This is a genomic window from Mesorhizobium sp. FG116, from assembly GCF_057809835.1.
Genome location: NZ_JBMDKS010000005.1, coordinates 143,974 through 170,866, shown reverse-complemented (window position 1 = coordinate 170,866; position 26,893 = coordinate 143,974). Strand labels below are relative to the sequence as shown.

The 26,893-nt window shown below is 61.7% G+C and carries 27 protein-coding genes; 20 read left to right on the top strand and 7 right to left on the bottom strand.

Annotation, left to right across the window (positions count from 1 at the left end):
• The 10 genes from ACODTY_RS06965 to ACODTY_RS06920 form a co-directional block, all read left to right on the top strand.
• Window positions 1-100: formate--tetrahydrofolate ligase (locus ACODTY_RS06965; protein WP_488993568.1), on the top strand; the 100-nt coding region annotated here is incomplete at its 5' end.
• A 173-nt stretch (window positions 101-273) separates the two neighbouring features.
• Entirely contained in the window at window positions 274-1,326 is a 1,053-nt protein-coding gene (locus ACODTY_RS06960; RefSeq protein WP_488993561.1) for a M14 family metallopeptidase, read from the top strand.
• A gap of 223 nt (window positions 1,327-1,549) precedes the next feature.
• Window positions 1,550-3,739, top strand: a complete 2,190-nt coding sequence (locus ACODTY_RS06955) for an anthranilate synthase (protein WP_488993560.1) — start codon at window positions 1,550-1,552, stop codon at window positions 3,737-3,739.
• A 50-nt stretch (window positions 3,740-3,789) separates the two neighbouring features.
• Window positions 3,790-4,698, top strand: a complete 909-nt coding sequence (locus ACODTY_RS06950; RefSeq protein WP_488993567.1) for a cation diffusion facilitator family transporter — start codon at window positions 3,790-3,792, stop codon at window positions 4,696-4,698.
• 150 nt (window positions 4,699-4,848) lie between these two features.
• The gene (locus ACODTY_RS06945) at window positions 4,849-5,142 is read left to right on the top strand and encodes a putative quinol monooxygenase (RefSeq protein WP_488993559.1); all 294 of its coding nucleotides are present in this window, start codon (window positions 4,849-4,851) and stop codon (window positions 5,140-5,142) included.
• 126 nt (window positions 5,143-5,268) lie between these two features.
• Window positions 5,269-6,357 carry an AbrB family transcriptional regulator gene (locus tag ACODTY_RS06940; RefSeq protein WP_488993558.1) on the top strand — a complete coding sequence of 363 codons (1,089 nt, stop codon included), beginning with the start codon at window positions 5,269-5,271 and terminating at the stop codon, window positions 6,355-6,357.
• A gap of 357 nt (window positions 6,358-6,714) precedes the next feature.
• On the top strand, window positions 6,715-8,391 hold the full coding sequence (gene leuA / locus ACODTY_RS06935; RefSeq protein WP_488993566.1) for a 2-isopropylmalate synthase: 1,677 nt from the start codon (window positions 6,715-6,717) through the stop codon (window positions 8,389-8,391).
• Window positions 8,392-8,519: 128 nt separating this feature from the next.
• The gene (locus tag ACODTY_RS06930) at window positions 8,520-10,235 is read left to right on the top strand and encodes a tetratricopeptide repeat protein (protein ID WP_488993557.1); all 1,716 of its coding nucleotides are present in this window, start codon (window positions 8,520-8,522) and stop codon (window positions 10,233-10,235) included.
• A 7-nt stretch (window positions 10,236-10,242) separates the two neighbouring features.
• Window positions 10,243-11,031, top strand: coding sequence for an alpha/beta fold hydrolase (locus ACODTY_RS06925; protein WP_488993556.1), 789 nt, complete (start codon window positions 10,243-10,245; stop codon window positions 11,029-11,031).
• A gap of 79 nt (window positions 11,032-11,110) precedes the next feature.
• Window positions 11,111-11,728 (top strand): hypothetical protein, encoded by a 618-nt coding sequence (locus ACODTY_RS06920; protein WP_488993555.1) that lies wholly within the window; start codon window positions 11,111-11,113, stop codon window positions 11,726-11,728.
• Here ACODTY_RS06920 and ACODTY_RS06915 read toward each other — a convergent pair.
• The gene (locus tag ACODTY_RS06915; protein ID WP_488993554.1) at window positions 11,718-12,653 is read right to left on the bottom strand and encodes a metallophosphoesterase family protein; all 936 of its coding nucleotides are present in this window, start codon (window positions 12,651-12,653) and stop codon (window positions 11,718-11,720) included. The two genes, ACODTY_RS06920 and ACODTY_RS06915, sit on opposite strands and share 11 nt — an antisense overlap.
• 66 nt (window positions 12,654-12,719) lie before the next feature.
• Between ACODTY_RS06915 and ACODTY_RS06910 the strand changes: the two genes are divergently transcribed.
• Complete coding sequence (locus ACODTY_RS06910; RefSeq protein WP_488993553.1) at window positions 12,720-13,220, top strand: NUDIX domain-containing protein; 501 nt, start codon at window positions 12,720-12,722, stop codon at window positions 13,218-13,220.
• A 1-nt stretch (window position 13,221) separates the two neighbouring features.
• On the opposite strand, the gene ACODTY_RS06905 is transcribed toward ACODTY_RS06910, so the two are convergent.
• A complete protein-coding gene (locus tag ACODTY_RS06905; RefSeq protein WP_488993552.1) occupies window positions 13,222-14,208 on the bottom strand; it encodes a glutathione S-transferase family protein in 987 nt (328 codons plus the stop codon).
• A gap of 408 nt (window positions 14,209-14,616) precedes the next feature.
• On the opposite strand from ACODTY_RS06905, the gene ACODTY_RS06900 reads away from it, so the two are divergent.
• The 6 genes from ACODTY_RS06900 to ACODTY_RS06875 all read left to right on the top strand — a co-directional run bounded on the left by ACODTY_RS06900 (window position 14,617) and on the right by ACODTY_RS06875 (window position 19,505).
• Window positions 14,617-15,135 carry a GNAT family N-acetyltransferase gene (locus ACODTY_RS06900; protein WP_488993551.1) on the top strand — a complete coding sequence of 173 codons (519 nt, stop codon included), beginning with the start codon at window positions 14,617-14,619 and terminating at the stop codon, window positions 15,133-15,135.
• Window positions 15,136-15,317: 182 nt separating this feature from the next.
• Entirely contained in the window at window positions 15,318-16,079 is a 762-nt protein-coding gene (locus ACODTY_RS06895; protein WP_488993550.1) for a 3-hydroxyacyl-CoA dehydrogenase, read from the top strand.
• A 9-nt stretch (window positions 16,080-16,088) separates the two neighbouring features.
• Complete coding sequence (locus tag ACODTY_RS06890) at window positions 16,089-17,264, top strand: CaiB/BaiF CoA transferase family protein (protein ID WP_488993549.1); 1,176 nt, start codon at window positions 16,089-16,091, stop codon at window positions 17,262-17,264.
• 51 nt (window positions 17,265-17,315) lie between these two features.
• Window positions 17,316-18,074, top strand: a complete 759-nt coding sequence (locus tag ACODTY_RS06885; protein WP_488993548.1) for a HugZ family pyridoxamine 5'-phosphate oxidase — start codon at window positions 17,316-17,318, stop codon at window positions 18,072-18,074.
• Window positions 18,075-18,283: 209 nt separating this feature from the next.
• Entirely contained in the window at window positions 18,284-18,619 is a 336-nt protein-coding gene (locus ACODTY_RS06880) for an ArsR/SmtB family transcription factor (RefSeq protein WP_488993547.1), read from the top strand.
• Between the two features lie 82 nt (window positions 18,620-18,701).
• On the top strand, window positions 18,702-19,505 hold the full coding sequence (locus ACODTY_RS06875; RefSeq protein ID WP_488993546.1) for a TrmH family RNA methyltransferase: 804 nt from the start codon (window positions 18,702-18,704) through the stop codon (window positions 19,503-19,505).
• A 51-nt stretch (window positions 19,506-19,556) separates the two neighbouring features.
• Here the strand turns inward: ACODTY_RS06875 and ACODTY_RS06870 are convergent, their stop codons facing one another.
• On the bottom strand, window positions 19,557-20,786 hold the full coding sequence (locus ACODTY_RS06870) for a coiled-coil domain-containing protein (protein WP_488993545.1): 1,230 nt from the start codon (window positions 20,784-20,786) through the stop codon (window positions 19,557-19,559).
• Window positions 20,787-20,897: 111 nt separating this feature from the next.
• Window positions 20,898-21,479, bottom strand: a complete 582-nt coding sequence (locus tag ACODTY_RS06865; protein ID WP_488993544.1) for a DUF1134 domain-containing protein — start codon at window positions 21,477-21,479, stop codon at window positions 20,898-20,900.
• 335 nt (window positions 21,480-21,814) lie between these two features.
• Between ACODTY_RS06865 and chpT the strand changes: the two genes are divergently transcribed.
• Together chpT and ACODTY_RS06855 are read left to right on the top strand one after the other, a co-directional pair.
• Window positions 21,815-22,444, top strand: a complete 630-nt coding sequence (gene chpT / locus ACODTY_RS06860) for a histidine phosphotransferase ChpT (protein ID WP_488993543.1) — start codon at window positions 21,815-21,817, stop codon at window positions 22,442-22,444.
• A 210-nt stretch (window positions 22,445-22,654) separates the two neighbouring features.
• Window positions 22,655-23,023 carry a response regulator gene (locus ACODTY_RS06855; protein WP_488993542.1) on the top strand — a complete coding sequence of 123 codons (369 nt, stop codon included), beginning with the start codon at window positions 22,655-22,657 and terminating at the stop codon, window positions 23,021-23,023.
• Window positions 23,024-23,096: 73 nt separating this feature from the next.
• On the opposite strand, the gene ctrA is transcribed toward ACODTY_RS06855, so the two are convergent.
• Window positions 23,097-23,792, bottom strand: coding sequence for a response regulator transcription factor CtrA (gene ctrA, locus ACODTY_RS06850; RefSeq protein WP_056105582.1), 696 nt, complete (start codon window positions 23,790-23,792; stop codon window positions 23,097-23,099).
• Window positions 23,793-24,243: 451 nt separating this feature from the next.
• Here ctrA and ACODTY_RS06845 point away from each other — a divergent pair, with 451 nt between their 5' ends.
• The gene (locus ACODTY_RS06845) at window positions 24,244-24,621 is read left to right on the top strand and encodes a flagellar export protein FliJ (RefSeq protein WP_488993541.1); all 378 of its coding nucleotides are present in this window, start codon (window positions 24,244-24,246) and stop codon (window positions 24,619-24,621) included.
• Between the two features lie 150 nt (window positions 24,622-24,771).
• Here the strand turns inward: ACODTY_RS06845 and ACODTY_RS06840 are convergent, their stop codons facing one another.
• Window positions 24,772-25,497: a type 1 glutamine amidotransferase gene (locus ACODTY_RS06840; protein ID WP_488993540.1), complete on the bottom strand. Its 726-nt coding sequence runs from the start codon at window positions 25,495-25,497 to the stop codon at window positions 24,772-24,774.
• A gap of 913 nt (window positions 25,498-26,410) precedes the next feature.
• Entirely contained in the window at window positions 26,411-26,686 is a 276-nt protein-coding gene (sciP, locus tag ACODTY_RS06835; RefSeq protein ID WP_013529904.1) for a CtrA inhibitor SciP, read from the bottom strand.
• Window positions 26,687-26,893 lie beyond the last annotated feature (207 nt).

The following is a 26,893-nucleotide window of genomic DNA, read 5'->3' as shown; positions in this document are numbered from 1 at the left end:
CATCTGCGGCGAGGTCATGACCATGCCGGGCCTGCCCTCCAAGCCGTCGTCCGAGAACATCCATCTCGACGACAATGGCGATATCCAGGGCCTGAGCTGAGCCGCACAACCCACCGGAGCAACACTCCGCAACCAACACAAGGAGGCGCCCACAAGGCGCCTCTTTTGGCTTGGGATGGATATTTGGCATTCAAACCGGTCCGCCCTGCCCCTCGACACCGGCCCGGTCCCGGTCCATGACCGGACAAGCACGACGATATGAAAGGAAAGACCATGGAAAAATCGATCGAACGCATTGCCGGCGATACCGAAGGCGTGGCGTATGAGTTTCCGGTCTTCCGCTTCAAGGGCAGCGACGGCACTGCGCCCAACGCCTATCTCCAGGCTGCCCTCCATGCCGGCGAACTGCCCGGCACCGTTGCCATCGACGCGCTGATGCCCCTGCTTGCCAAAGCCGAAAGCGAAGGCCGCATTCGCGGCGCGATCACGGTCGTGCCGTGGGCCAATCCGATTGGCCGCGCCCAATATCAGTTCACCGAACAGCAAGGCCGCTTTCACCTCGCCACGCGCACCAACTTCAACCGCGACTTCCCGCTGATCGACCACCCCGATGCGTCGCTTCTTCCCGACGAAGCCAGCCTCGCAACCATCGACCAGCGGCTCAAAGTGCGCCTGCTCAAGCTCTCGGTCGGCCATGACATCGTGCTCGACCTGCACTGCGACGACGAGGGCATGCCCTATCTCTACGTGCCGAAAGAGTTGTGGCCGGCGATGGAAGATTGCGCGGCTGCGATGGGCGTGGAGGCCGTGCTTTTGTGGGAAGGTGCCAGCGGCGCAGCCTTCGAGGAGGCATCCGTCCACCCCTATCTCGGCGGCGACAAGGCGCGTCTTCAAAAACAGGTTGTGACGACGGTTGAGTATCGCGGCGTTTCCGACGTTTATGGCGATCTCGCAAAGTCGGACGCGGACGGCCTCTACCGCCTGCTCGTCGGGCGCGGCGTCATCGCCGATCCGTCGGCAGCGAAGGCCAGCCCGTTCAAGGGCGTGGTCGCGCCGCTGGAAAACATCGACATGATGCCGGCACCAAAAGCCGGAGCCATTCTCTACCACGTGAAGCCGGGCGATCATGTCAAGAAAGGCGACCTTTTGGCCACCATCGTCCACGCGCCGGGCGAGGTCGGCGGCAGAACCGAAGTCACCGCACCGCAGGCCGGCTACATCCTGACGCGGCGCTCCCACCGCATCACCCGCAGCGGCGACGATCTGCTCAAGCTGGTCGGCAGCGTGCGCAGCGATGACGCTCGCAGCGGCGCGCTGGAAGTGTAGGTCGTAAACCCATGCGAATCCGCTTGCCCGGCCCGGCTTTCGCCGCTATGGGAATGGGCATGAACATGCGCTCTTCGAACTCTGCGTGGTGGTGGGCCTGCTGACAGCGGCCTTCTAAGCGCGTGCGCGTGAAAATAGATGGTGGCCGCAACGGATGTCCGGGCGGCCATTTTCGTTATGAGCCTCCGGGTCCGTTGCCAGGAAAAGCGAACGGGAGACGGCAATGACGGTGGAAATTCTGGGCAACGGCGCTGAGCGCTTCGTCACTGCGGGCGGCATCGCCATCACCCGCCAGCGGCACGACCGGCCTTATGCAGGCGCGATCGAGGCCTATATCGACGGGCTGAATTCACGCCGCGGCGCGGTATTTTCCTCCAACTACGAATATCCCGGCCGCTATACACGTTGGGACACCGCCATCATCGACCCGCCGGTCGCCATTTCCGCGCGCGGCCGCGCTATGCGCATCGAGGCGCTCAACCAGCGCGGCGAAGTGCTTTTGCCGATCATTGCGCGCGCTCTGCTGGACGAAAAGGACGTCACACTGACGCAGACGACCAAGCAGCGGCTGGCGTTGACGGTCGCCGAACCCGGCCGCGTCTTCACCGAGGAAGAGCGCAGCCGCGTGCCCTCCGTCTTCACGGTGCTGAGGACGATCACGGCGCTGTTCAAGAGCGCGGAGGATGCCAATCTCGGCCTTTACGGCGCGTTCGGCTACGACCTCGCCTTCCAGTTCGATCCGGTCGAGCACAAGCTTGAGCGCAAGGAAAGCCAGCGCGATCTCGTCCTCTATCTCCCCGACGAAATCCTCGTCGTCGATCACTATTCGGCCAAGGCGTGGACCGACCGTTACGATTATGCCGGACAGGGCTTTTCAACCGAGGGCCTGCCGCGCGAAACGCGCGAGGAAGAGTTCAGGCAGTCCGACCGCATCCCGCCGCGCGGCGACCATGAGCCTGGCGAATATGCCGGGCTGGTGCGCAACGCCATGGCAAGCTTCAAGCGCGGCGACCTGTTTGAAGTCGTGCCCGGGCAGATGTTCTACGAGCGCTGCGAGACCGTGCCGTCGGATATTGCGCGCCGCCTCAAGGCCATCAACCCCTCGCCCTATTCCTTCTTCATCAATCTCGGCGAGGGCGAATACCTCATCGGTGCGTCGCCCGAGATGTTTGTGCGCGTCAACGGACGCCGGGTCGAAACCTGCCCGATCTCCGGCACCATCAAGCGCGGCGGCGACGCCATCGCCGACCACGAGCAGATCCTGAAGCTGCTCAATTCCAAGAAGGACGAGTCCGAGCTCACCATGTGCTCGGACGTCGACCGCAACGACAAGAGCCGGGTGTGCGAGCCGGGTTCGGTGCGCGTCATCGGCCGCCGCCAGATCGAGATGTATTCGCGCCTGATCCACACCGTCGACCATATCGAGGGCCGCCTGCGCGAAGGCATGGACGCCTTCGACGCCTTCCTGTCGCACGCATGGGCGGTGACGGTAACGGGCGCGCCCAAACTGTGGGCCATGCGCTTCATCGAGCAGAACGAGAAATCGCCCCGCGCCTGGTATGGCGGGGCCATCGGCATGGTGCATTTCAACGGCGACCTCAATACGGGCTTGACGCTGCGCACCATCCGCATAAAGGACGGCATTGCCGAGGTGCGCGCGGGCGCTACCTTGCTTTTCGATTCCGTCCCTGAAGACGAAGAAGCCGAAACCGAACTGAAAGCATCCGCCATGCTCTCCGCCATCCGTGACGCCAAGGCCGGCAACGCCGCCGCCACCGAACGCGCAACCGCCCGCGTCGGCGAAGGCGTTAACATCCTGCTAGTCGATCACGAGGACTCGTTCGTCCACACGCTCGCCAATTATTTCCGCCAGACCGGTGCCAATGTCTCGACCGTGCGTTCGCCGGTGGCCGAAGAAGTGTTCGACCGCCTGAAGCCCGATCTTGTCGTTCTGTCGCCCGGACCCGGCACGCCGAAGGATTTCGATTGCGCCGCAACGATCAAGAAGGCCCGGAAGCGCGAACTGCCGATCTTCGGCGTCTGCCTTGGCCTGCAGGCGCTTGCCGAAGCCTATGGCGGCGAACTGCGCCAGCTTGCCGTTCCGATGCACGGCAAGCCGTCGCGCATCCGCGTCTCGAAGCCCGGCGTCATCTTCTCGGGCCTACCGAAGGAAGTGACGGTCGGGCGCTACCATTCGATCTTTGCCGATCCTGGCCGCCTGCCGCCGGAATTCGAAGTCACCGCCGAAAGCGAGGACGGCACCATCATGGCGTTCGAGCATACCAGGGAGCCGGTGGCCGCAGTCCAGTTCCACCCGGAATCGATCATGTCGCTCGGCCATGACGCCGGCATGCGCATGATCGAGAACGTCGTTGCCCACCTGCCGCGCAAGGCCAAGGAAAAGGCCGCATGAACACCGCCGATTCCATCGCGCCTGCCCGGCTTCGGGGAGAAAAGACCGCCATGACCTCCAAGCAGAAGATCGCCACCCTCGCCTTCTGGTCGATTATCGTCGCGCTTGCGGTGATGGGGCTGAAATTCATCGCCTGGCACATGACCGGCTCGGTAGCTCTCTATTCGGACGCGCTGGAATCGATCGTCAACGTCATCACCGCGATGGCCGCCTTCTGGGCCATACGCGTCAGCCACAAGCCCGCCGACCAGGATCATCCTTTCGGGCACCACAAGGCCGAATATTTCTCGGCGGTGCTGGAAGGCGTACTGATCGTGGTGGCGGCGCTTTTGATCATCGCCCAGGTATGGTCGTCGATCCAGAACCCGAAGCCGATCGAGCAGGCCTGGGAAGGCCTCGCCATCAATGGCGGCGCGGCGGTGGTGAACGCTGTCTGGGCGCTTATCCTGATCCGCACCGGCCGCAGCGCCAAGTCGCCTGCGCTGGAGGCGGACGGCCATCACATCATGACGGACGTGATCACTTCGGTCGGCGTCATTGCCGGTCTGGTCGGCGCCGTCGTCACCGGATGGCATGTTCTCGATCCGCTTTTGGCGGTCATCGTCGCGCTCAACATCCTCTACCAGGGCTGGAAAGTGACGGGCGAATCGCTCAACGGCCTGATGGATCGCGGCGTCGACACCGAAGAGCATATGCACATTCGCGACATCATCTCGACCAATTCCAAGGGTGCGCTTGAGGTGCATGATCTGAAGACCCGCATCGCCGGCCGCGCCACCTTCATCGAGTTCCACATGGTGGTCGATGCGGATATGTCGGTGGGCGAAAGCCACGTCATCTGCGACCGCATCGAGGACGCGCTGAAGGCCGAAGTGCCGTCGGTGCGCGTCACCATCCACGTCGAGCCGGACGACGAGGCCAAGCTGCCGAAGGGTACGGTCGCAGTCCCCTTCGCCTGACTTCATCGCCCGCCCGACCGGTCACCCGTTAAGCATTGCAAGCCAATCGGCAAGGTTGGCGATTTTCTGTAGGCGCATGATCCGCTAAGGTTGCGCAGCCGTAGTTCAGAACATCGTATGCAATTCGCACCAATTCAGCGGGAGAAACGGATGTACGGCCTGATCGGGAAGATGCGTGCCACACCCGGCAAACGTGACCAGCTGCTGCATATTCTTCTTCAAGGCACCCGTTCGATGCCGGGTTGCCTCAACTACATCATCGCCCGCGACCCGGCCGATACCTCCGCGATCTGGGTGACCGAGATATGGAACGACCAGGCGAGCCACAAGGCCTCGCTGCAGTTGCCGCAAGTGCAGGCCGCGATTGCCGAGGCAAAGCCGCTCATCGCCGGCTTCGAATTCCAGATCGAGACCGATCCGGCAGGCGGTGTCGGCCTGCCCTGACGACGAGTTCTCGGCTGGCAAGCCCGACCCGCCCGCAAGCGAAGTGTTTCGCCTGGCACAAGCGATCATGGCAATTTGAAGGGCCGGGCATTCGCGTTTTTCCATCAGCAGGTCTAAGACCGGCCTATGGATCAAAGCAACCCGCCGCAAAAGCAAGAACGACTGGCAAGCGCCCCGCGCCCGCTGCAATGGGCCGTCATCCTTGGCGTATCGGCAATCTTCGTTGCGGCTTTGGAACTTGCCGCGCTGCCTGCCGCGCTTTTGATCGGCCCCATGCTTGCAGGCATCGTTGCGGGCACCAACGGCACCACGGTGCGCGTACCCAACAAGGCCTTCGCCGCATCGCAGGCCGTCATCGGCTGCCTCATCGCCAATTCCATCGAGCCCGCAATTTTCAGCACCGTCTATGCCGAATGGCCGCTCTTCCTCGCAATCGTCGTCTCGACGATCACCGCATCGAGCCTCCTCGGCTGGCTGATCAGCTATTGGCGCATCCTGCCCGGAACGACCGCCGTGTGGGGGTCGGCGCCCGGTGCCGCGACGCCAATGGTGCTGATGGCGGGCGCATTCGGAGCGGACCAGCGGCTCGTCGCCTTCATGCAGTATCTGCGGGTCATGATGGTCTCCATCGCCGCCGCTTTCGTCGCCAAGCTCTGGGTCGATACATCCGGCGTCGAGGCCCCTGCCGTCGTCTGGTTCCCGCCCATCGAACCGCTCGGAATGACGGCCACAGTGGCGGTCGCGGCCATCGGCGCGACGGTCGGCAAGCTCTGCCGGCTGCCCTCGCCCTACTTCCTCGGCACCATGATCCTCGGCCTTGCGCTTCATCTCGGCTTCGGCATCGACTACCAGCTGCCGGAATGGCTGCTGGGGTTGAGCTATGCGCTGATCGGCTGGACCATCGGCCTCAATTTCACCAGGCCGATCCTGCGCAGCGCCGCCAAGGCCTTGCCGCAGGTGACATGCGCCATCCTCATCCTGATCGCGTTTTGCGGCAGCCTCGGCTGGCTGGTAAGCCGGCTTCTCGGCATCGATCCGCTGACCGCCTATCTCGCCACCAGCCCCGGCGGCATGGACTCCATCGCCATCATCGCAGCCGCCACCGACAACGTCGACATCTCGTTTGTCATGGCCTTGCAGATGATGCGCTTCATGATCGTGCTGCTGCTCGGTCCGAGCCTCGCGCGGCTGGTGGCGCGGACCGTCAGGGAATGACCGGGACCAGCACTTGCCTCGCTGACGGCGCTCCTGTAAGAGACGGCATCATGAACATGCGCCTCGCATCGAATGCACCCCGTCCGACCGGTTTTTCCGGCGAGACGTTGCGCGCGCTCGCCTCTACCCTGCTGCTTCTCGGCCTTATCGGCGATCGCCGGGCTCGCTGAAGGAGCGCCCGGCGGTCGATAACCGCCGCTTGGCACCCTGCTCCTTGGCAAACATATTGACAGCAACCGAATTCTGTTAGAGGCGCCGCCTGTCCGTTGTAACTGCATGAAATGCAGGTCCGGCAAGCGGCGGGAGACAAAGACGATGAACGCACGAGAACAAGTCCACGCGCAGCCCCACAAGGGCATGCCGGATGCGCCCCGCAAATACCAACCCTATCCGACCGTCGGGCTCCCCGACCGGACCTGGCCATCCAAGATCATTGAAAAGGCACCGATCTGGTGCTCCGTCGATCTGCGCGACGGCAACCAGGCGCTGATCGATCCGATGGGCCATGACCGCAAGGCGCGCATGTTCCAGCTCTTGCTCGACATGGGCTTCAAGGAAATCGAAGTCGGCTTCCCTTCGGCTTCGCAGACCGATTTCGACTTCGCCCGCTGGTGCATCGAGGAAGGCAACGTCCCTTCCGACGTCTCCTTACAGGTGCTGGTGCAATGCCGTCCCGAACTCATCGCCCGCACCTTCGAGGCCTTGCAGGGCGCGACACGGCCCATCGTCCACTTCTACAACTCCACCAGCGAATTGCAGCGCCGCGTGGTGTTCGAAAAGGACGTGCCGGGCATCAAGCGGATCGCCACCGACGCTGCCAAGATGATCACCGACATGGCGGCCAAGGCGGGTGGAGGCTATCGCTTCCAGTATTCGCCGGAAAGCTTCACCGGCACCGAACTCGAAGTCGCGCTGGAAATCTGCAACGCGGTCACCGAGATCGTGAAGCCGACGCCCGACAACAAGCTCATCGTCAACCTGCCGTCTACGGTCGAGATGTCGACGCCCAACATCTATGCGGACCGCATCGAATGGATGATCCGCCATCTCGACAACCGCGAGAACCTCATCATCTCGCTGCATCCGCACAATGACCGCGGCACCGGCATCGCCACGACGGAGCTCGGCCTGATGGCTGGCGCCGACCGAGTCGAGGGTACGCTGTTCGGCAATGGCGAGCGCACCGGCAACGTCGATATCGTCACGCTGGCGCTCAATATGTACACGCAAGGCGTCGATCCCGAACTCGACTGCTCGGATATTCCGCGCATGAAGGCCGTCTACGAATATTCGAACCAGCTCAAGATCCCGGAGCGCCACCCTTATGTCGGCGAACTGGTCTACACGGCTTTTTCCGGCTCGCACCAGGACGCCATCAACAAGGGCATGAAGGCCTTGAAGAAGGCCAACAAGGAGCTCTGGGAAGTCCCTTACCTGCCGATCGACCCGCAGGACGTCGGCCGCAGCTATGAGGCGATCATCCGCATCAACTCGCAGTCCGGCAAGGGCGGCATCGCCTATGTCCTGCAGGCCGACTACGGCCTCAACCTGCCGCGCAACCTGCAGATCGAGTTCAGTCAGGACATCCAGGCCATCACCGACGCGGAAGGCAAGGAAGTTCCGGTAAAGCGCATCTATGAGCGCTTCCTCGAAGCCTATGTCGATCAGCCGCGCGCACGGCTGAAATTCGTTGACCACCACACCTATCCCGACACGGAAGTGAAAGGCAGGCGGCTTATCGAGGCGACGATCCTCGACAAGGGCAAGGAAGTGAAGATCACCGGCAGCGGCACCGGCCCCATCGACGGCTTCGTCGATGCGCTTTCGCGGCACATCGGCGTTGAGATGTCGGTGGCCGACTACTCCGAGCATTCCATGCAGCGCGGCTCCAACGCTGCTGCCATCTGCTACATGGAAATGGAGTACCCCGGCGGCAAGATCTTCGGCGCCGGCATCAACACCAACATTTCCGCCGCATCGCTCGAAGCGATCGTGTCCGCGGCCAACCGTATCCTCGGTAAAAAAACCCGCTAACGGCCAAATACCCGGTTCGCCGAATTATTTCGGCGAACCGGCTTGCTACCAAAGCAGGACTGCTTGTTTAGTGGCATAAGCCATATATGATTGACGTCTAACTTGTGCCGACTTGAAAGGTCCGACACTTGCAGCATAACCCGCCTGCCGCCCCCGCAGTGCGCGAAACGCTGAAGCGGCTGCTCGTCAGCGAAACCTTCAGCAGATCGGAACGAGCGCGGGGCCTGCTTCAGTATCTTGTCGAGCGCGAACTGGCGGGCGAAGCCGACCGGCTAAAGGGCTTTTCCATTGCCGTTGACGTGTTCGGCAAGGATGCCGACTTCGACCCGTCCACCGATGCGGTGGTGAGGGTGCAGGCGGGTCGCCTGCGCGACCTGCTTCAGCAATATTTCGCCACCGAAGGTGCTTCCGAGCCGCTGCGCATCTCAATTCCGCGCGGCAGTTACATTCCCACCTACAAAATCCTGGGTGCCGACAAGCAACCCGAACAGCCGCAGGTAGAAGCCAAGCCGGCTTCCATTCCAACCGGCGCGCTGCCTTTGCCTTCGCTTGGCCGCCAGCTCGCATTCATGTGGATCGCCATCGGCGTTGTGGTCATGGTGCTCAGTTTCATGCTGCTGCGCCAGTCCAATATCCTGTCCGCAACGGCAGAAGCCATCACGACTGCGCCCGAAGCACCGGCAACGACAAGCAGCATCGACTTGACCCAGCCGGACACGCTGCCAACGATCTATCTCTCGGCCAAGGACGAAACCCCGGAAGTTGCCGCTGTGGCGGCAACCTTGCGCCGGGGCCTTTCGGGTTTCGACACGGTGGATTTCATCGGCCGCGATATCGAGGGAGATACAAATCCACAGTTCAAAACCCTGAACTTCATCTTCAGGCTGATGCCCGGCTCGACCGCCGGAAGCGTCACCGTCGAGTTGCAGAGCCTGGCAAGCGGTCGCGTCTTGCTATCGCGCACACTTTCCCGCTCGGAAACCGAGCCCCAGGAAATCGAAGACCAGATCGCCGGCCTGCTGACGACGACGACGACCGCCTCGGGCACCATCTACGCCTATATCGAGCAGGAGGGCACGCAGGTTGGCCTGACGCGCTGCCTGCTTCTGAACGACGACTACTACCAGGACCCCAATGCCCAGACGCATGAAAGCGCCTATCGCTGCTTTGAGCAGTTGCTGGCGCTGAAGGCAAAGTCCGCGCTCATCTACTCCGAGCTTTCGGCGCTGCATCTTGAAGCGGTGACCGACCGTTATGCCTATCCGCCGGAAGCTTCGCGCGACAAGGCGATGGCAATGGCCCACAAGGCCGTGCAGATGGCGGCAACCAGCCCTTACGCCCATCGCGCCTATGGCTATATGCATTCGCGCCTCGGCAATTCGGAAGAATCGATCCGCTGGACGCGCAAGGCTTACGAACTCAACACCTACGACCTGACCATGGCCGCCGCATACGGATACGGCCTGATCTTTGCCGGCCACTATGAGGAAGGCACACCGATCATCGCGCGGGCCGTCGAGTCGACCAGCGCGCATCCGCCATGGTGGGACTTCGGACTGTTTCTCGGTGAGTTCATGCTTGGCGACATGAAGGAGGCCGCGCGTGCAACGGCAGCACTCAATCCCACGGCAAAGAAATCCCACTATCTGGCCGCCAGGCTGATTGCCGCAGATCAGATTGGCGACGCTCGAGCCAAGAAGGAACGCCTCGACGAGCTTTTGACGGATTTCCCAAAGTTCGCCGCCGATCCGCGCAAGACCTTCGAGCAGCGCAAGTACCCGGCCGACCTGACTGACCGTCTTGTGGAAGCCCTGCGGGCGGCGGGATTGGGAAATTCCACCTGAGCAACGCATGACCGTTTCCCTTTACGTATCCGATAGCGACGCCTCGACCGAGACCGGCAACCCTTCGGCGCTGGTTCTCCTGCATGGTTTTGGAGCCAGCCACGCCGTCTGGAATGATGTCGTTGCCGAGTTTTCCGAAACCACGCGCACCATTGCCTACGATTTGCCGGGCCATGGCGGCTCGCTGGCCTTCCCCGATGCCGGCCCGCCAAAGCTCGCGGCTCGGGCCATACTTGCCGATCTAACTGAACGCGGGATCGGCAAGGCGCATGTCGTCGGGCACTCGATGGGCGGCGCGATTGCGGTGCTGATCGGCTTGATGGCACCCGAGCGCATCGCGTCGCTGACACTGCTCGCACCGGGCGGTTTCGGCCCTGAAATCAACGGGCCGCTGCTGCGCCGCTATGGCGCGGCGGTCGAGGCAAGCGAAATTCGCGATTGCCTCGCCGCGATGTCGGGACCGCAAGCAACCGTTTCCGACGCATCGCTCGGTGCCTACAGAAAAATGCGCGGCCAGCGGGGTCAAACCGCGAAGCTGGAAGAGATTGCAGCACTGATCACCAAAGGTGAACGGCAGGGTGAAATCCCGCGCGAGATGCTTGCCACGCTGGCAATGCCCGTCTCCGTTTTGTGGGGAGACGCCGATCCGGTGCTTCCGGTCAGCCAGGCGCAGTGGCTGCCCGCATCATTCAACGTTCGGGTCTTGCCCGGTGCCGGTCACATGCTGATTGGCGAAGCGCCTGCGGAAGTCGCAGCGCTCATCCATGCCCAGCTTGCCGGCAGATCATCGCGTTAGAGCAACATCCCGTCATCCGGCTGTTTTTCGCCAAAGGCTATGTTAACCTTGGCTTAACCAACCGTGAGACCCTTGCGCGATGAAGGATGCCAGCGAAAACGTGCCGCCGAGCGAGGTATCGAGCGCGCTGTCCAATGCGATACGGGACGTGAAGAACGGCTTTGCCGACCGCGATGACGTCGTCGTCGATTTGCGCGAAGCCCACCGCATGCGGCTCGAGCTGATGGCGGCTGAGCTTGCGCCGGTATTTGCCGACGTTCCATCCGACATGGACAATTTCGATTTCGCCATTTCGTCCGGCTTGCAACCGAGGCTCTGGATCGATGCCGTCAGCCACGTCGCCATGGGGCGGGACCGCCGCACGTTCCGCTTCGTCAGGGATACCCGCCTCGGGCGCGTCGTGCTTGCCGAGTCCACCGACCTGAAAACCGTGGCCGGGCAGGTCACCCGCTACGTCGCCGAACGCATCATCGAGCACCAGCGCATGATGGACGGCAACGAGGTCGAAATTGCTCCCGGATTTGCCGAGCGGGCCGGCTCGAAGATGGAACATGCGCTGGAAGCAGCGCCGGGTAGCAAGCTCTTTTCGGCGCTGCTGACGAGCCTTGCCATCGTCGTGGGCGGAGCGCTGGGAGGCCTGATTTTTGCGATCATTCTATTTTGGGATCGCATCCTGGCAATGAAGATTACGTTCTGACCAGGCGCTTCCGGGTATCCGGAACTGTTGTCAGGTCTATCGTTTCAAGATCGGCCGGCGGGATTGACGGCCCCGTAAGGCCCCGCCGGGTCAGGCTGATCTGCCAGTTCCCCGGCTCGCCGCCGATATCGATGAGATTGTACTGCGCTGCCGGATGCGAGCCGCCCGGCGACTGCCCCGCCGCGGCAACGCCGACCACCGGAATGCGGCCCTCGCCACCGCCAATGAAATAGAGCGACGGCTCATGCGAATGACCGTGCAGCACAAGCTCCGCGCCATGGCGCGCGACGATCTTCTGGAAACGGCGGATACCGAACAGGCGCTTGTGCTGCGAAACCGCGGCCCGCACCGGCGGGTGGTGGATCATCACCACCCGAAACAGTCCGAGCTTGCCGGTTTCGGTGAGCAGCCTTGCCAGTCTCTTGGCCTGCCCCTCGCGAAAGAAACCGTTGGCCATGAAAGGTGCCGTGGCGCGTGCCGTCGACACGCCGATCAGCGCGATGTCGCTGCGCACGCGCAGATAGGGAAAGCTGTTGCGATCGATCGGATGGTTGATGCCGTCGCCATTCATCCACGGCGCCCATGACCGGCAGACCTTGCCGAAAGCACCCGGCACATAGGCGTCATGATTGCCCGGAACGACAGAGACATCCTGCGGCGACCCGAGCGTCTCCAGCCACAGCCGCGCCATCTCGATCTCGCCGTCCAGCGCAAGGTTGACGAGGTCGCCTGTCACTGCGACGTGGTCCGGCGCCTGCGCCTTCATATCGGCGACGATGGTGTCGATGACGGCATCGTGCATGTGGCGGCGTCGATTGCGCTGCCAGTTGATGTAGCCAACCACCCGCTTGGAGGCGAGGTCGCGATAGGATACATCGGGCAACGGTCCCAGATGGACGTCCGACATGTGCGCAAGCCTGAACATGGCTTAACTCTTACGGGAGGCGCGCGCCGCTTTCCACCTTTGCCAGCACAACAGGCAGAAATTCCCATGAATGATAGCGATCAGGAGAGAGCGTTTCGCCAGACGGGCTGGCCGGGCGTCAGGGCGCGGCTGTTCCACCTGTTCTTCTTACTGCGGCGACCAATGACGCTCGGCGTGCGCGGTCTGGTCTACAACCCGGCCGACCAAAGCGTCTTTTTGATCCGCCACACATACGTTCCCGGCTGGCAGTTGCCGGGCGGCGGCGTTGAGCAGGGCGAGACCATGGAGGAGGCGCTGCGGCGTGAACTGGCCGAGGAAGGCAACATCGCGGTAACCGCCGCGCCGGTGCTGAAGTCGATGCACTTCAACCGGCAAGCCAGCCGCCGCGACCATGTCGGCCTTTACCTCATCGAGCATTTTGCCCAGTCCGCGCCGAAATTGCCGGACCACGAGATCGCCGAGGCCGGCTTCTTCAGGCTGGACGACCTGCCGGAAGCGACGACACCCGCGACCCGGCGCAGGCTCGCCGAGGTGTTCGGACAAGCCGCGCCTTCGCCCTATTGGTAGCTCAGGCCGCCACCAGCTTCGCCCGGTTATGCGGCTCTAAGTAGTCCACCTCCGGCCCGACCGGAATGATCCCCGTTGGGTTGATGGTCTTGTGGCTGCCGTAGTAGTGCGCCTTGATGTGATCGAGATTGACGGTCCCGGCCACGCCCGGCACCTGGTAGAGTTCGCGAACATAGTTCGACAGGTTGGGATAATCGGCGATCCGCCTCAGATTGCACTTGAAATGGCCGACATAGACCGGATCGAAGCGCACCAGCGTGGTGAACAGCCGCCAGTCGGCTTCGGTGATGCGGTTGCCGACCAGATAACGCTGCCGTCCAAGCCGCTCCTCCAGCCCATCAAGTGCTGCGAACAAGTCGTTGAACGCCTCTTCATAGGCTTCCTGCGTCGTGGCGAAACCGGCCCGGTAGACGCCGTTGTTGATCTCCGGATAGACCAGCGCGTTGACGTCGTCGATTTCGGCGCGCAGCGCTTGCGGGTAGAAATCGACGCTGGCATCGCCCCATTCGTCGAAGGCCGCGTTGAACATGCGGATGATCTCGGACGACTCGTTGGAGACGATCGTCTCTTCCTTCTTGTCCCACAGCACCGGAACGGTCACCCGGCCTGAATAGGCGGGGTCTGCCTTGGTGTAGATCTGGTGCAGGAAATCGAACCCGTAGAGCGCATCGCCGGTAGCGCCGTCCTCGGCGCGGAACGTCCAGCCGTCCGCACCCATATAGGGGTGGACCACCGACACAGAGATGATGCCTTCCAGCTTCTTCAACGCCCGGAAGATCAGCGTGCGGTGCGCCCACGGACAGGCAAGCGACACATAGAGATGGTAGCGGCCGGGCTCCGCCTTGAAACCGCGCGTGCGCCCCTCTGCCGGCTTGCCGTCCGCCGTCACGAAGTCGCGCCACTGCGCCTGCGAGCGCTCAAACCTGCCGCCGCTTGCCTTGGTGTCATACCAGCGGTCCTGCCACTTGCCGTCAACCAGTAGTCCCATGATGCGTCCTTTCCGTCATTGCGCCTCATGTAGGACGGAAAGCGAGTTTCGGGGACCCTCATCTCCTGAACAATCCGTCAACGCCTTACGCAACGCGCGGTGGCCGCTGGACGGATGGATTCCGGTCAGGGTGAGCTGAAAATGGCGGGTTTCGAGAACCGGAGCGGAGCGTACATTTAAGTACGTGAGCACCGGAAGCGCAGAAACCCGCCATTTGCAGGCCACCATCACCGGAATCCCCAAAGGTCGATTGCAGAGGCGGGATTTTGATGCTAGCGGAGCGCCGATGTTGGATTTCTTTGCAACCATCCGGTTCGACCGACGACGAAAGGACGCCCGCGCCTGAAGCGCTGACTGGCGAACGCTGCCGCATGCAGCACCCTTTCCTTGCACCGGAATGCAAAGACCATGAGCCTTGCCGACGTCACTTACCTGCCGGAAACCCCGGCGCATGATCCCGAAATCGACCTAATCAACGAAGAAGCCTTCGGGCCCGGACGCTTTTCGCGCGCCGCCTACAAGATCCGCGAAGGCGGCCCGCACGAGCGCGCCCTTTCCTTCGTTGCCATGGATGGCAGCAAGGTCATCGCCTCGGTGCGCATGACCCGCATCGCCGCCGGCAAGGGTCGCGCCCTGATGCTCGGCCCGCTTGCCGTCAGGCCCACCCACAAGAACCTCGGCATCGGCCGCAAGCTGGTGGCGATGGCGCTTGACGCTGCCGCGAAGGCCCGCTCGCCTGCCGTGATCCTCGTCGGCGACGAACCCTATTACGGTCCACTCGGCTTCAAGCGTATCCCGCGCGGGCAAATCTCGATGCCGCGCCCCGTCGACCTCGACCGCCTGCTAGCGCATGAAATCGTCGCCGGCTCGGTGGCAAAGCTCGTTGGCGAGGTTTGTCACGCCGACCAGCTCGCGGTTCCCGCCTGACGACGGACGACTTTCGGCGCGGTTGCACAGCTTGGCCGGGCTTCGTATAAAAGCATCGGACCGAAAAGTGTAATGCGGTTTTCGGAAAATCCGATGCGTAAACAAAAAGATAGATCGCCATAACGCATCCGCCAAGATGCACGGCGATCTAACTGGAATTTCCAGATAATGCGGAGACTGCCATGAACCTCAACGGCCAGATTGCAATCGTGACGGGAGGCGGTTCGGGGCTTGGCGAGGCCACGGCTCGTGCCTTGGCCGCCAAGGGCGCGCGCGTGGCGATCTTCGACGTCGGCATGGACCGCGCCGAAAAGGTTGCGGCAGACATTGGCGGCGTTGCCGTCAAATGCGATGTCAGCAGCGCCGAGAGCGGCGTCGCAGCGATTGCCGAGGCCACCGCAAAGCTCGGCCCTGCCCGCATCCTCGTCAACTGCGCCGGCATCGCCATCGGTGTGAAGACCGTCGGCAAGGACGGCCCGCATCCGCTCGACCAGTACCGCCGGGTGATCGAGATCAACCTGATCGGCTCATTCAACATGATCCGCCTCTTTGCCGACCAGGCCGGCAAGCTAGAAGCCTTGCAGGGCGGCGAACGCGGCGTCATCATCAATACGGCCTCTGTTGCCGCCTATGACGGCCAGATCGGCCAGGCGGCCTATTCTTCGTCCAAGGGCGGCATCGTCGGCATGACCCTGCCGGTGGCGCGCGACCTTGCCCGCTCGGGCATCCGCGTCTGCACCATCGCGCCCGGAATCTTCAAGACGCCGATGATGGCGGGCATGCCGCAGGATGTGCAGGATTCGCTCGGCGCAGCCGTGCCCTTCCCGCCGCGCCTTGGCGAGCCTTCCGAATACGGCGCGCTTGCGCTGCACATCATCGAAAACCAGATGCTGAACGGCGAGACGATCCGCCTCGACGGCGCCATTCGCATGGCGCCCAAATAGACCACCGCAATGAACGGCAGTCTTTCGCCTGCACCAAAGCCCGGCCCCTTGGCCGGCGTGACCGTGGTCGAAATGGCAGGCTTGGGGCCAGTGCCGCTGGCGGGTCTCATGCTCTCCGAAATGGGTGCCGATGTCTTGCGCATCGAGCGCCAGAGTTCGGACCGGCCATTCCTGCAACTGCCCGACGACTATAATCTCGACCGCCATGGCCGCTCGATCCTCAAGCTCGATCTAAAGCATCCGCAAGGCGTTGAACTCGTGTTGCGGCTCGCGGAAAAAGCAGATGCTTTTGTCGAAGGTTTCCGCCCCGGCGTCATGGAACGGCTCGGCCTTGGCCCGGACAAGGTCCTGAAACGAAATCCGGCGCTCATCTACGGGCGCATGACTGGCTTTGGCCAAGACGGGCCGCTCGCCGGTCGCGCCGGCCACGACATCACCTATCTTGCCCTGTCCGGCATCCTCCATGCGATTGGCCCCGGTGAGGGAAAGCCGGTACCACCGCTCAACCTGGTAGGAGACTACGCCGGAGGCACGATGATGCTGATTGCAGGTTTGCTGGCGGCCCTTTTCCAGCGCACCAGAACCGGCAAGGGCCAGGTCATCGACGCATCCATGGTGGAAGGCGCTTCGATGCTCGCCGCCCCGATCCATGCCTTCATGGCGGCAGGGCTGTGGAACGATCGACGCGGACAGAACCTGCTCGATTCCGGCACGCCGTTTTACGACACCTATGAAACCGCCGATGGCCGCCACATGGCCGTTGGTTGCCTCGAACCGCAGTTCTTCGCTGAATTTGCACGCCTGCTTGCCCTCGACGCGCGTTTCATTGACGCCCAATACGACGACAAGCTGTGGCCGCAAATGCGCGAGGAGATCGCCGCAAAATTCCGTCAGAAAACCCGCTATCAGTGGGCGGAAATCTTCGCCGGAAGCGACGCCTGCGTAAGCCCCGTGCTTTCGTTTGCCGAAGCAAAGCAACATCCCCACGCAGTAGCGCGACAGGCCTTCGTCAAGGTTGGGCAATTCGAGCGCCCTGCCCCATCGCCACGCTTTTCGGCTTCGCAACTTGCGGTGGCCGCGCCACCCGACAAGACCGCGTTGGACCCTTCCGCGATACTTGCGCGCTTCGGCGTTTCCGAAAGCGAAGCCGAAGCTCTTGTCAAATCCGGAATTGTTGGCCAATAACTGGACAACATCAGTCATCTTATGGGAGCTGCCACCTTGGAAGAGCGGAAGATGGAAGTTATCCGCCCGACGGACGCCGAGGCGATCCGGCTTGCCAAGACATTGGTGAGAAGCGCCCGGTTTGGCGCGATTGCCGTGCTGGAAACTGGAACGAGCGCGCCGCTGGCCAGCCGGGTGGGTGTTGCAACCGACATCGACGGCACGCCGCTTATCCTGATTTCCGGCCTCGCTGCGCACACGCAGGCAATCGCCGCCGATCCGCGCTGTTCGTTGCTGGTCGGCGAGCCGGGCAAGGGCGACGCATTGGCATATCCGCGCTTGACGCTGATATGCAAGGCAACACGGCTGGAACGCGGCACGCCCGACAGCGACCGCGCCAAGCGCCGCTACCTGAACCACAACCCGAAGGGAAAGCTCTACGCCGACCTTGGTGATTTCGCCTTCTTCCGCCTTGAAGTCGAGCGTGCCAGCCTGAACGGCGGCTTCGGCAAGGCATTCCTGCTCGCGCACGGCGACCTGATCATCGAGGACGCGGTCAACGATGAACTGGCGGCAAGCGAACAGTCCGCGCTCGACCACATGAACGAAGACCATCTCGACGCGATTGCAATCTATGCCAGGCATTTTGCCAAGGCATCGGGCGACAACTGGACGCTGTCCGGGTTCGATGCCGACGGTATGGATCTGGTGTCGGGCGACGACACCAGACGCGTGTTTTTCCCGCAACCGTTGAAAGCGGCACAGGACCTGCGCATCGCATTGGTTGAAATGGCCAAGACAGGGCGCGCGGCGGAAGCCGGCCAAAACTAGCTCGAAACGAGGCTGGGCCGGCGGATTGCGGCCACAGCCTGCGCCTTTTTGGCTCAACTGTAGATAGTCCTTGAGATTTGGCCGGAATACCTTAACTTCTAGAGAGATTAGCTATTGCGCTGCGCAAGCAGCGCCTTGATTTGAGTGCCACTACCCCCGCGCCATTTGCCCCCATGGCGTTGCGGGTTTCTGTAGCGGAATGGGGGCCTATGGAAACGTCAAAGTCACTCGCGAGCGCCGACGCTGCCGCGTTCCTCACCTTGATGGGGAATGAAAAGCGCTTGGCTATCATGAGCCATCTGATCGACGCTGAACTGTCGGTCGGCACCATTGCCGATAAAGTCGACCTGAGCCAGTCTGCCCTCTCCCAGCATCTCGCCAAGCTGCGCGCCTTCGATCTGGTCCAGACGAGGCGCGACCGCCAGACGATCTACTATTCGTGCCGGTCCGATGCCGTCCGTCAATTGCTGCTTCTGGTCGACCAGATTTTCAGCGGCGAAGACAAGGACGTGCCCCCGGTTCGCCTGCGCAAGACCGGCACTTGACCGGCCGTTCCTGACTGGCGGCACTTGACCATCGCTTCCTGCGCGTTTTTATCCCAGCCGATCAATGGTGGCTGGAAGCAATATGGAACTTGTCCGCATAGATGACCCGCAAGATGCGCGGGTTGCGGCCTATCTCGACATCCGCGAGCGCGACCTTGTCGGCAGGCAGGGCCGCTTCGTGGCCGAAGGCAAGGTCGTGCTGGACGTGCTCTTGAGCGCACGGCGCTTCGCGACTGAATCCATACTGGTGTTGGAAAACAGGCTTGCCGGATTGGAACAGGTTCTGGCCAAGGCTCCGGCGGGTGTTCCGGTCTATGTAGCATCCAGCGAAACGATGGACCGCATCGCGGGCTTTCACATGCATCGCGGCATTCTGGCGATCGGCCATAAGGGTGCACCCGAAAACGCAAGCGCGTTGGTCAAAGCGCTACCGGTCGAAGCCCTCGTCGTCGTGCTCGTCGGCATTGCCAATCACGACAATGTCGGCTCGATCTTCCGCAATGCCGCAGCCTTCGGCGCGTCAGCGGTGCTGCTCGACGACACCAGTTGCGACCCGCTCTACCGCAAGGCAATCCGCGTTTCGGTCGGAGCAGCACTGAAAGTGCCGTTCGCGACCTTTGCCGATACGGCCGAACTGGCCCAGATGCTCGACGATCAGGGCTTTGCCCAACTGGCGCTGTCGCCGAACGGCAAGACAGACATCCGCGCCATCAAGCGGGCCAAGCGTCTGGCGCTCTACCTCGGCAGCGAGGGTGAAGGTTTGCCGCTAGCGCTGTTGTCGCGCCTGACCACTGCGCGCATTGCCATGAGCCGGGATTTCGACTCGCTCAACGTCGCAGCGGCGTCCGCGATTGCCCTGCATCACTTTTCGTCTGGCAAGTTCTAGCCGTCGCCCGAACTGCCAGCCGGGTAGCAACTCCGATATTTAAGCCGCAGATCAGCCGGCAGGCGTGGTTTTCTGCAAGGCGCGCACGCGGTCTGCAAGGCTGGTCGCGCGGCCCCTGCCCTCGCCTGTGGCCGCTTGGCCTTCGTCCCGCGCCAAAGCCTTCGCGATCGGCGAGGATGGTCCGTCGCGCATCCCGGTCAGGTGGACGACTTCGGCGGCCAGATCGGCCATCTGCTCGCGAAGCTCAGCGCTCTCCTGCCTGTTGCCGTTGGCGAGCCCGTTGCGAGCCATTTCGCCGGCCGCACCGCCCGTCGCTTTGCGGCTCTGGACGCCGAAGCGCGCGAGCCGCTCTTCCAGCCGCTCGCGGTCGGAATTGACCTTCGCCACCGCCTTGTCGATCGCGCCCGCAGGTATCGCAGCCGCGCTCTGTGCCGGCGCAACCGCATCAACTCGCACCGCCGGCGCCGGGCGCTTCGCCGGCTCCGCTGCGCTTCTCGCAACTGTGCCGCCGCCCTTGAGTTTTTCGCGCAATCTCGCGAGCTCCTTTTCCCGGCGCTCCAGCTTGTCTTCGCGGTCGGCAACCACGCTCAACAACCGCTCGATCCGCTTGTCGAGGTCTGCGACACGTTTCTGCTCGACCCGCAATGCCTCGCGCGCCGTCTTGCTTTCGGCGACGATCGCCTGGCTCTGCGCCTCGATTTCCTTGCGCTGGTTGCGCATCGCCAGCATGTCGCTCGCCAGTTTATCGATCTCGGATTCGCGCGCCACCAGCTCGATCTGGCGATTGCTGGAAAGGAAGCTCGCCTCGTCATACAATTGGCCGAGCTTTTCCATGTCTTCGGCCCGCCGGTCGATCAGCTTCTCGGCCTCGGCAAGATTGGCCACCAGTTGCCCGATCTTCTGGTCGCGCTCGCCGATCTCGGCATCGAGCGCCGAGACCCGGCCTTCCAGCGCCGCAATCGCGTCGTTCTTCTGGACGCCCTCTGACTGCGCTACGGTCAGTTGCTCGCGAACCCGGCCGATATCGACCGCCTGCCCCGCCGCCTTCTGCTGCAGGCCGGCGATCGTCATTTCCAGCCGTCGCGCCTCCATGGCGAAGCCCGCGCGCAACTGGTCCTTCTCCGCCGAGATCTCGGCCTGGGTGAGCGGGATCGAGCCTTCGATACGCCTGCGCGTCAGTGCGACTGCGCGTCGCCAGATCGACGGTGCAACCAGCAACGCCAGGAAACCGGCGCACAGAAAACCGAGAATGAAAAACAGGATCGACTGAACCACGTTCATTTACCCGTTATGGTTGCGCAACCTGTGGGGGCGAGCCATCGCATGACGCAAAACCGGAGCGACGGCAAGAGCCGATCGCTCCGGCAAAGGCGTTTTAAGGCGTATGGTCGCCTAGAACGGGTTCCAGGTCGCCTTGTTGGTCAGCTTCAGATAACCCATGTTAATGCCGAGCCTTGCGCCCACGCCGGTGCGGATCGGCACCAGAAGCATCTGGTTGTTCTTGAGCACGTTGAAGCCGACGCCGGCAACGACATAGGCCGAGCCCGCCACGCCGCCGAAGCGGTTGTAGAGGTTGTTCACGTCGTCAAGGTTGTACACCAGCACCATGACCCGAGATCCCTCGCCGCCAAAATCCCAGCCAAGCGAAGGTCCCTGCCAGAACACCTTATGATCGCCGGCATTCTTGGTATAGAGTGTGCCTTCGCCATAGGTCAGGCCGCCGATGAACGCGCCGGACCCTTCCTCGCCCAGCACATAGCCGTTGGGCAGGCCATAGGACGAGAAGATCTTCTCGACAACGCTGGCCAGACCGCCGGAGGTCGCGCCAAAGAACTTGTGGCCCGAATCGATGATCTCCTGGGCCGTGTATTCCTGGGCACGGGAAGCCGAAATCGAAAGGGCAAATGCGCTCGCCAAGACGATCGTCATAGCGATGACCCGGAAAAGACCCCGGTCGCAGAATCGGGAAAACATGCAGCCAATCTCCGTCACGGAGCACTTTGCCTGCGCCTCGAACCCCACGGCTCTTGAACGGCCGCTTTGGTGTCATCACGGCAACCTATGCCGTAATCCTTTTTCAACCATTAAGCTTTCACATGAAGAAGATGGCCTTTCGAGGGCCGGCGCCGTTTTGGGGACACTTTTATCGGCGTCCTGCAGGAACGTACCCGAAGACAAGTACGGTTTTGAATTGGCGCGCGATACCTCGCGCGATATTCATTGCCGTGGAGGAAAAAGTGATTCGGTTTGCGTGGCGCGTTGGGCGAAATCCATTTTGACAGCATCCGATTTTTGCAAGGACCGCGTTAATGACTGACATATTCACTCTTTCCGCCCCCGATCTTGCGGCCCTCCTCTGCAGCCGCGTCTGTCACGACATCATTTCGCCGGTGGGCGCCATCAACAACGGCCTTGAATTGCTGGACGAAGGCGGCGCCGACGAAGACGCCATGAACCTGATCCGCCAGAGCGCGCGCAACGCCTCCGCGCGCCTCCAGTTCGCGCGCATCGCCTTTGGCGCGGCAGGTTCGGCCGGCATGCTGATCGACACCGGCGATGCCGAGGCCGTCGCCACTTCCTTCCTCAAGAACGAAAAGCCGGAATTGGTCTGGACCGGCCCGCGCGCGCTCTTGCCTAAGAACAAGGTGAAGCTGCTGCTCAACCTCATCCTCGTTGCCAATGCAGCCATTCCGCGTGGCGGCCGCATCACGGTAACCCTGGAAAACCTCGAGACCGAGCCGCGTTTCACGCTGTCTTCTAGCGGCCCGATGCTGCGCGTTCCGCCAAAGTTCCTCGAACTTCACTCCGGTCACAAGCCGGAGGAAGCCATCGACGCCCACGCCGTGCAGCCTTACTACACACTGCTTTTGGCCCGCGAGGCCGGTATGACCATCTCCATCCACGCCACCTCCGAGGAAATCACCCTCACCGCGGCCTGACCAATGTGAGCGGTTGCTGCGGCATCATGCCGGAGCCCGGCGATCCATCAAGATCGTCCACGCGGGAGGCCCGCCATCCGGCTTCCGCCCGCGCCCGATCTTGAGGATATTTTTACCTAAGCCATTTTCAGCTTTTTTACCGGCTCGTCCTAAAATCCTTTCCGGTTGCCCGAGGCTTCTCGCAAAGCCGCGGGCCGAAAGGACATGAAAATGAAACGCTGTATGTTCGTCGATGGCTCAAGCGTCATCCGTAAAGTTGCCAAGCGCATCCTGAGCAGTTCCGACATGATCGTGGTTGACTGCGGCTCCGGGGCCGAAGCGCTGGAAATGTGCGCGGCCGATATGCCCGACATCATCGTCATCGACGGAACGCTGCCGGACATGCAGGCGGCCGACCTCATCCGCCAGATCCGCGGCATCATAACGCCCGTGGCGCCCCAGATACTGATTTCGCTGGTCGAAGTCGATATCGGCGCAATCATGCGCGCCAAGCGGGCCGGCGCACAGGGCTACCTCTTGAAGCCGTTCAACCGTTCCCAGTTGATCGAACGCTTCCGCACTCTTCAGATCGCCGCCTGATCGGCATCCTCAAGCAGCCAGAATCAAAAAGCCCGGCACTTAGGCCGGGCTTTTTGTTTGTATGCTGATCCGATCAGGCGCTTTCGCGGATATCTTCCGGCTCGCGCAGCACATAGCCGCGGCCCCACACCGTTTCGATGTAGTTCTGGCCGCCGGAAGAAGCGTCGAGCTTCTTTCTGAGCTTGCAGATGAACACGTCGATGATCTTCAGTTCCGGCTCGTCCATGCCGCCATAAAGGTGGTTGAGGAACATTTCCTTGGTGAGCGTGGTGCCCTTGCGCAGCGAGAGCAACTCCAGCATCTGGTATTCCTTGCCGGTGAGGTGCACGCGCTGGCCGGCAACTTCCACCGTCTTGGCGTCGAGGTTGACCACCAGGTCGCCGGTGGTGATGACCGACTGGGCGTGGCCCTTCGAGCGGCGCACGATGGCGTGGATGCGGGCAACCAGCTCGTCCTTGTGGAACGGCTTGGTCATATAGTCGTCGGCGCCGAAGCCGAGGCCGCGCACCTTGTCTTCGATACCGGCCATGCCGGAAAGAATGAGAATTGGTGTCTTCACCTTCGAGAGGCGAAGTGTTCTCAAGACTTCGTATCCCGACATGTCGGGAAGATTGAGGTCGAGAAGAATAATGTCGTAGTCGTAGAGCTTGCCGAGATCGACGCCTTCCTCACCTAGATCGGTGGTATAGACGTTGAAGCTTTCGGACTTCAGCATAAGTTCGATGCTCTGTGCTGTTGCACTGTCATCTTCTATCAGCAGAACGCGCATCTCATTCCCCTTTTCTGCCGCCGAACCCGCTTTGCGACCCGTCCTGGCCCGGAGCAGCGATTGCCTGAACCGAAAGCTGCCATCGAATGGTTAACAAATCCTAATTTCGTGTCCGAAACCGTACCAGATTTTTTAACCTATTTCCACACTCTATTGAATCCAAAGATGAATCACAGAATTAAGTTCTTCATCTGGGGCATCAAAAAACCGACGTAACCGACTCAATCGACTCATTCTCCGGAAGCCAACCCACCGCTGGAATTTTTACCCGGCCTTAAGTCCTGACCCGTATGATTAACAATGCCCGTAAACGAATGGTTACCGGGCGAAAAAAACTTTAGGACTTTGTTTCCCATAGGTTCGGGAAGTCCGGGGGATACGGGTACCGACGGAGCCTCGCGAGGGCGAGGAAACTGTATGTGCGTATGAGTTATTGCGGGAGTATCGAGTCATGAAGTCACGTGAGAACCTCGTTCGCCTGAAGCAGTTTCAGGTTAATGAGAAGCGGCGGCAGTTGATGCAACTCGACATGATGATCGCTGAATTCGAACGCATGGCCAGCGAGCTGGAATTGCAGATCTCCGCCGAGGAAAAGAAGGCCGGGATCACCGATATCAACCATTTCGCCTATCCGACCTTCGCCAAGGCGGCCCGTCTGCGCCGCGACAATCTCCGGGATTCCCAGTCCGACCTCGCCAAACAGCGAAGCGCTGCCGAATCATTACTCTCCGAAGCTGAAGCGGAGCTTTCCAAGGCGGAAATGCTGGAGATGCGCGACACCAAGACCCGCGACGCCGATGTCGGCATCCGCAACGTCATGATCGGTTAACGCATGTCTCCCGAAAGCGGGTACCGGTTTCGGAATATGCATAAAATCAAGGAGCTAAGGCGCATCTAGCGAATCTGGAAGATCGCGACACGCTTTAGGCCCAGCAGCAGCCGGCCGCCGTTTCCGGCGAATTTCTCCGAAAGTACGACCTTAAGCCGTCTGCCGCCCTACCACGGCAAGGAAATTGTCATTGATTCTGCCTGCCGCGCGCTGGAAAGCGGAAAGATGCGGCGCAACTTCCCCCGCCAGACGTTCCGCCCGCTCGGCCCCCAAGGCCTGTTCCAGACTGGCGCAGTATTCCGGAATAACCTTCCAGTCCGCCACGGTGCGGTCGGTGATTTCCATGTGATACTGGAAACCATAGGCATGGCGGCCCCATTTCATGGCCTGGACCGGACAGGCCGCATTGGCGGCAAGGATTTCGCCATGCTCCGGCAACACCGAAACCTCGGCCCCATGCCATTGCAAGGTTTCGAAAACGGGATCGACGCCTTGGAAAAGCCGGTCTTCGCGGCCGGCCTTGGTAAGCTCGACCTTGGCCAGCCCCACTTCCGGGCGCGCCATCAATGAAACCTTGCCGCCGAGCGCGTCGGCAAGAAGCTGGTGCCCAAGGCAAATGCCGAGATAGGGCCGCCCCATTTCCTTGACCCAGCGCCGGATCGCCGCTTTCTCGGTGGTCAGCCAGGGATGGATATCTTCCTGCCAAGTGTCCATCGGCCCGCCCATGACGGCGAGCAGATCGAAACCATCGAGATCGGGGATGGATTCGCCTTCATCGAGTTCGACTGTCTTCAGTTCATGGCCGTCCCGGCGCCATAAATCCCCGAAAGATCCGGGATGCTCGACTGCAAGATGCTGGAAAACCAGAATTTTCATGCAACTCTCCTCGCGGGCGTCGGGTCGAACGAGAACAACAGCAGGAACCGCCGTCCTTCACTTCCGCCAATTCCATCTATCGACTGGACCAAGGAAACAACGCGCGCACGCACCTTTTCCATGCCACCATGTCTGACCCTAAGCGCAACCTCTCCGCTTCGTCACCTGAAGCGAGAGCGCAACCCTACACTTCGTCATCCCGGAATTCGCTTTCGAGCGGAGCGAGAAAGGAATGTCCGGGATCCATTCCGTGACGGTGCGGCAGTGCTCAGGCGGTCCAGAAGCTGCGCTCCTCTCCTGTTCACGGGGAGAGGATGCCGGCAGGCAGGTGAGGGGCAGCGCAGACGTCGCTGAACGTGGATCGAACTCGGGCTAATCTCCGCCCAGCCCCTTGTTCCCACTCGCCTCTCACAAAAACATTTGCCCCACTTATCCACTCACTCTCCGTCTCCCCCATACTCAGTCCCATCGCCCTTGCGGGAGACCTGGTGCGCACCGGGTATCAGGGAAGGGCGTCGGTGCCGGATTGGTCGCATGACGGTGTGCGGCTGGGTGATGAGCCCCCAAGTCCGGGCCTTGATCGGGGCCTTCGGCGTGAGTGCTGCCCCCGGTGAGGCAAGACCACCGGACGGGCGGCCGCAAGGCCGCACTACTTACTAAACGAGCGACCGAACGGCCGCCCGTCCTCCCGACCTACGCTTCACAAGCAAAGGTCAGTTCTTTGACAATGGCCAGGGCCGAAAGGCAGCGTGGCAATGAACAAGCACACCCACCTCTTCGTCATCCCGGAAGCGAGCCGAGCAAAGCGATGGCGATGCTGTCCGGGATCCATTCCGTTGCCTGCAGGCAACAAATTGGCGGGGCAGAACAAGCCCGAGGCACGACAGCCGAATAGGACGATGAAGAAAGGTGCTTAGTGGCGGTATTGTTGGATGCGCGTGGTGCGCAGGCCTGCAAGCCCGTACTCGTCAATCGATGCTTGCCAGGAAAGGAATTCCTCTGTGGTCAGCTTGTAACGCTGGCACGCCTCGTCGAGGCTCAGAAGTCCACCACGAACGGCTGCAACAACTTCCGCCTTGCGCCGGATAACCCAGCGACGCGTATTCGTCGGCGGCAGATCGGCAATTGTAAGCGGGCTGCCATCAGGCCCGATAACGTATTTGACTCGCGGTCTAACCAGATCGGTCATCATACTCTCTACAAATAACACAAAAGAACCAATCGCCGCCACAGTACCGCCACAGCTTTAAAAATTGCCTAAGCGGTCCCTAATGGATAGGTAAGGTTCGTGAACGTCGCGTTAGGCTTTGCGCCGGCATTTGTTTCAAATGCCCGACAACCGGTTTGAAGCCGAATTTGCGCGCCGAAATCATGAATCTGGCGCTGCCCGAAAGCT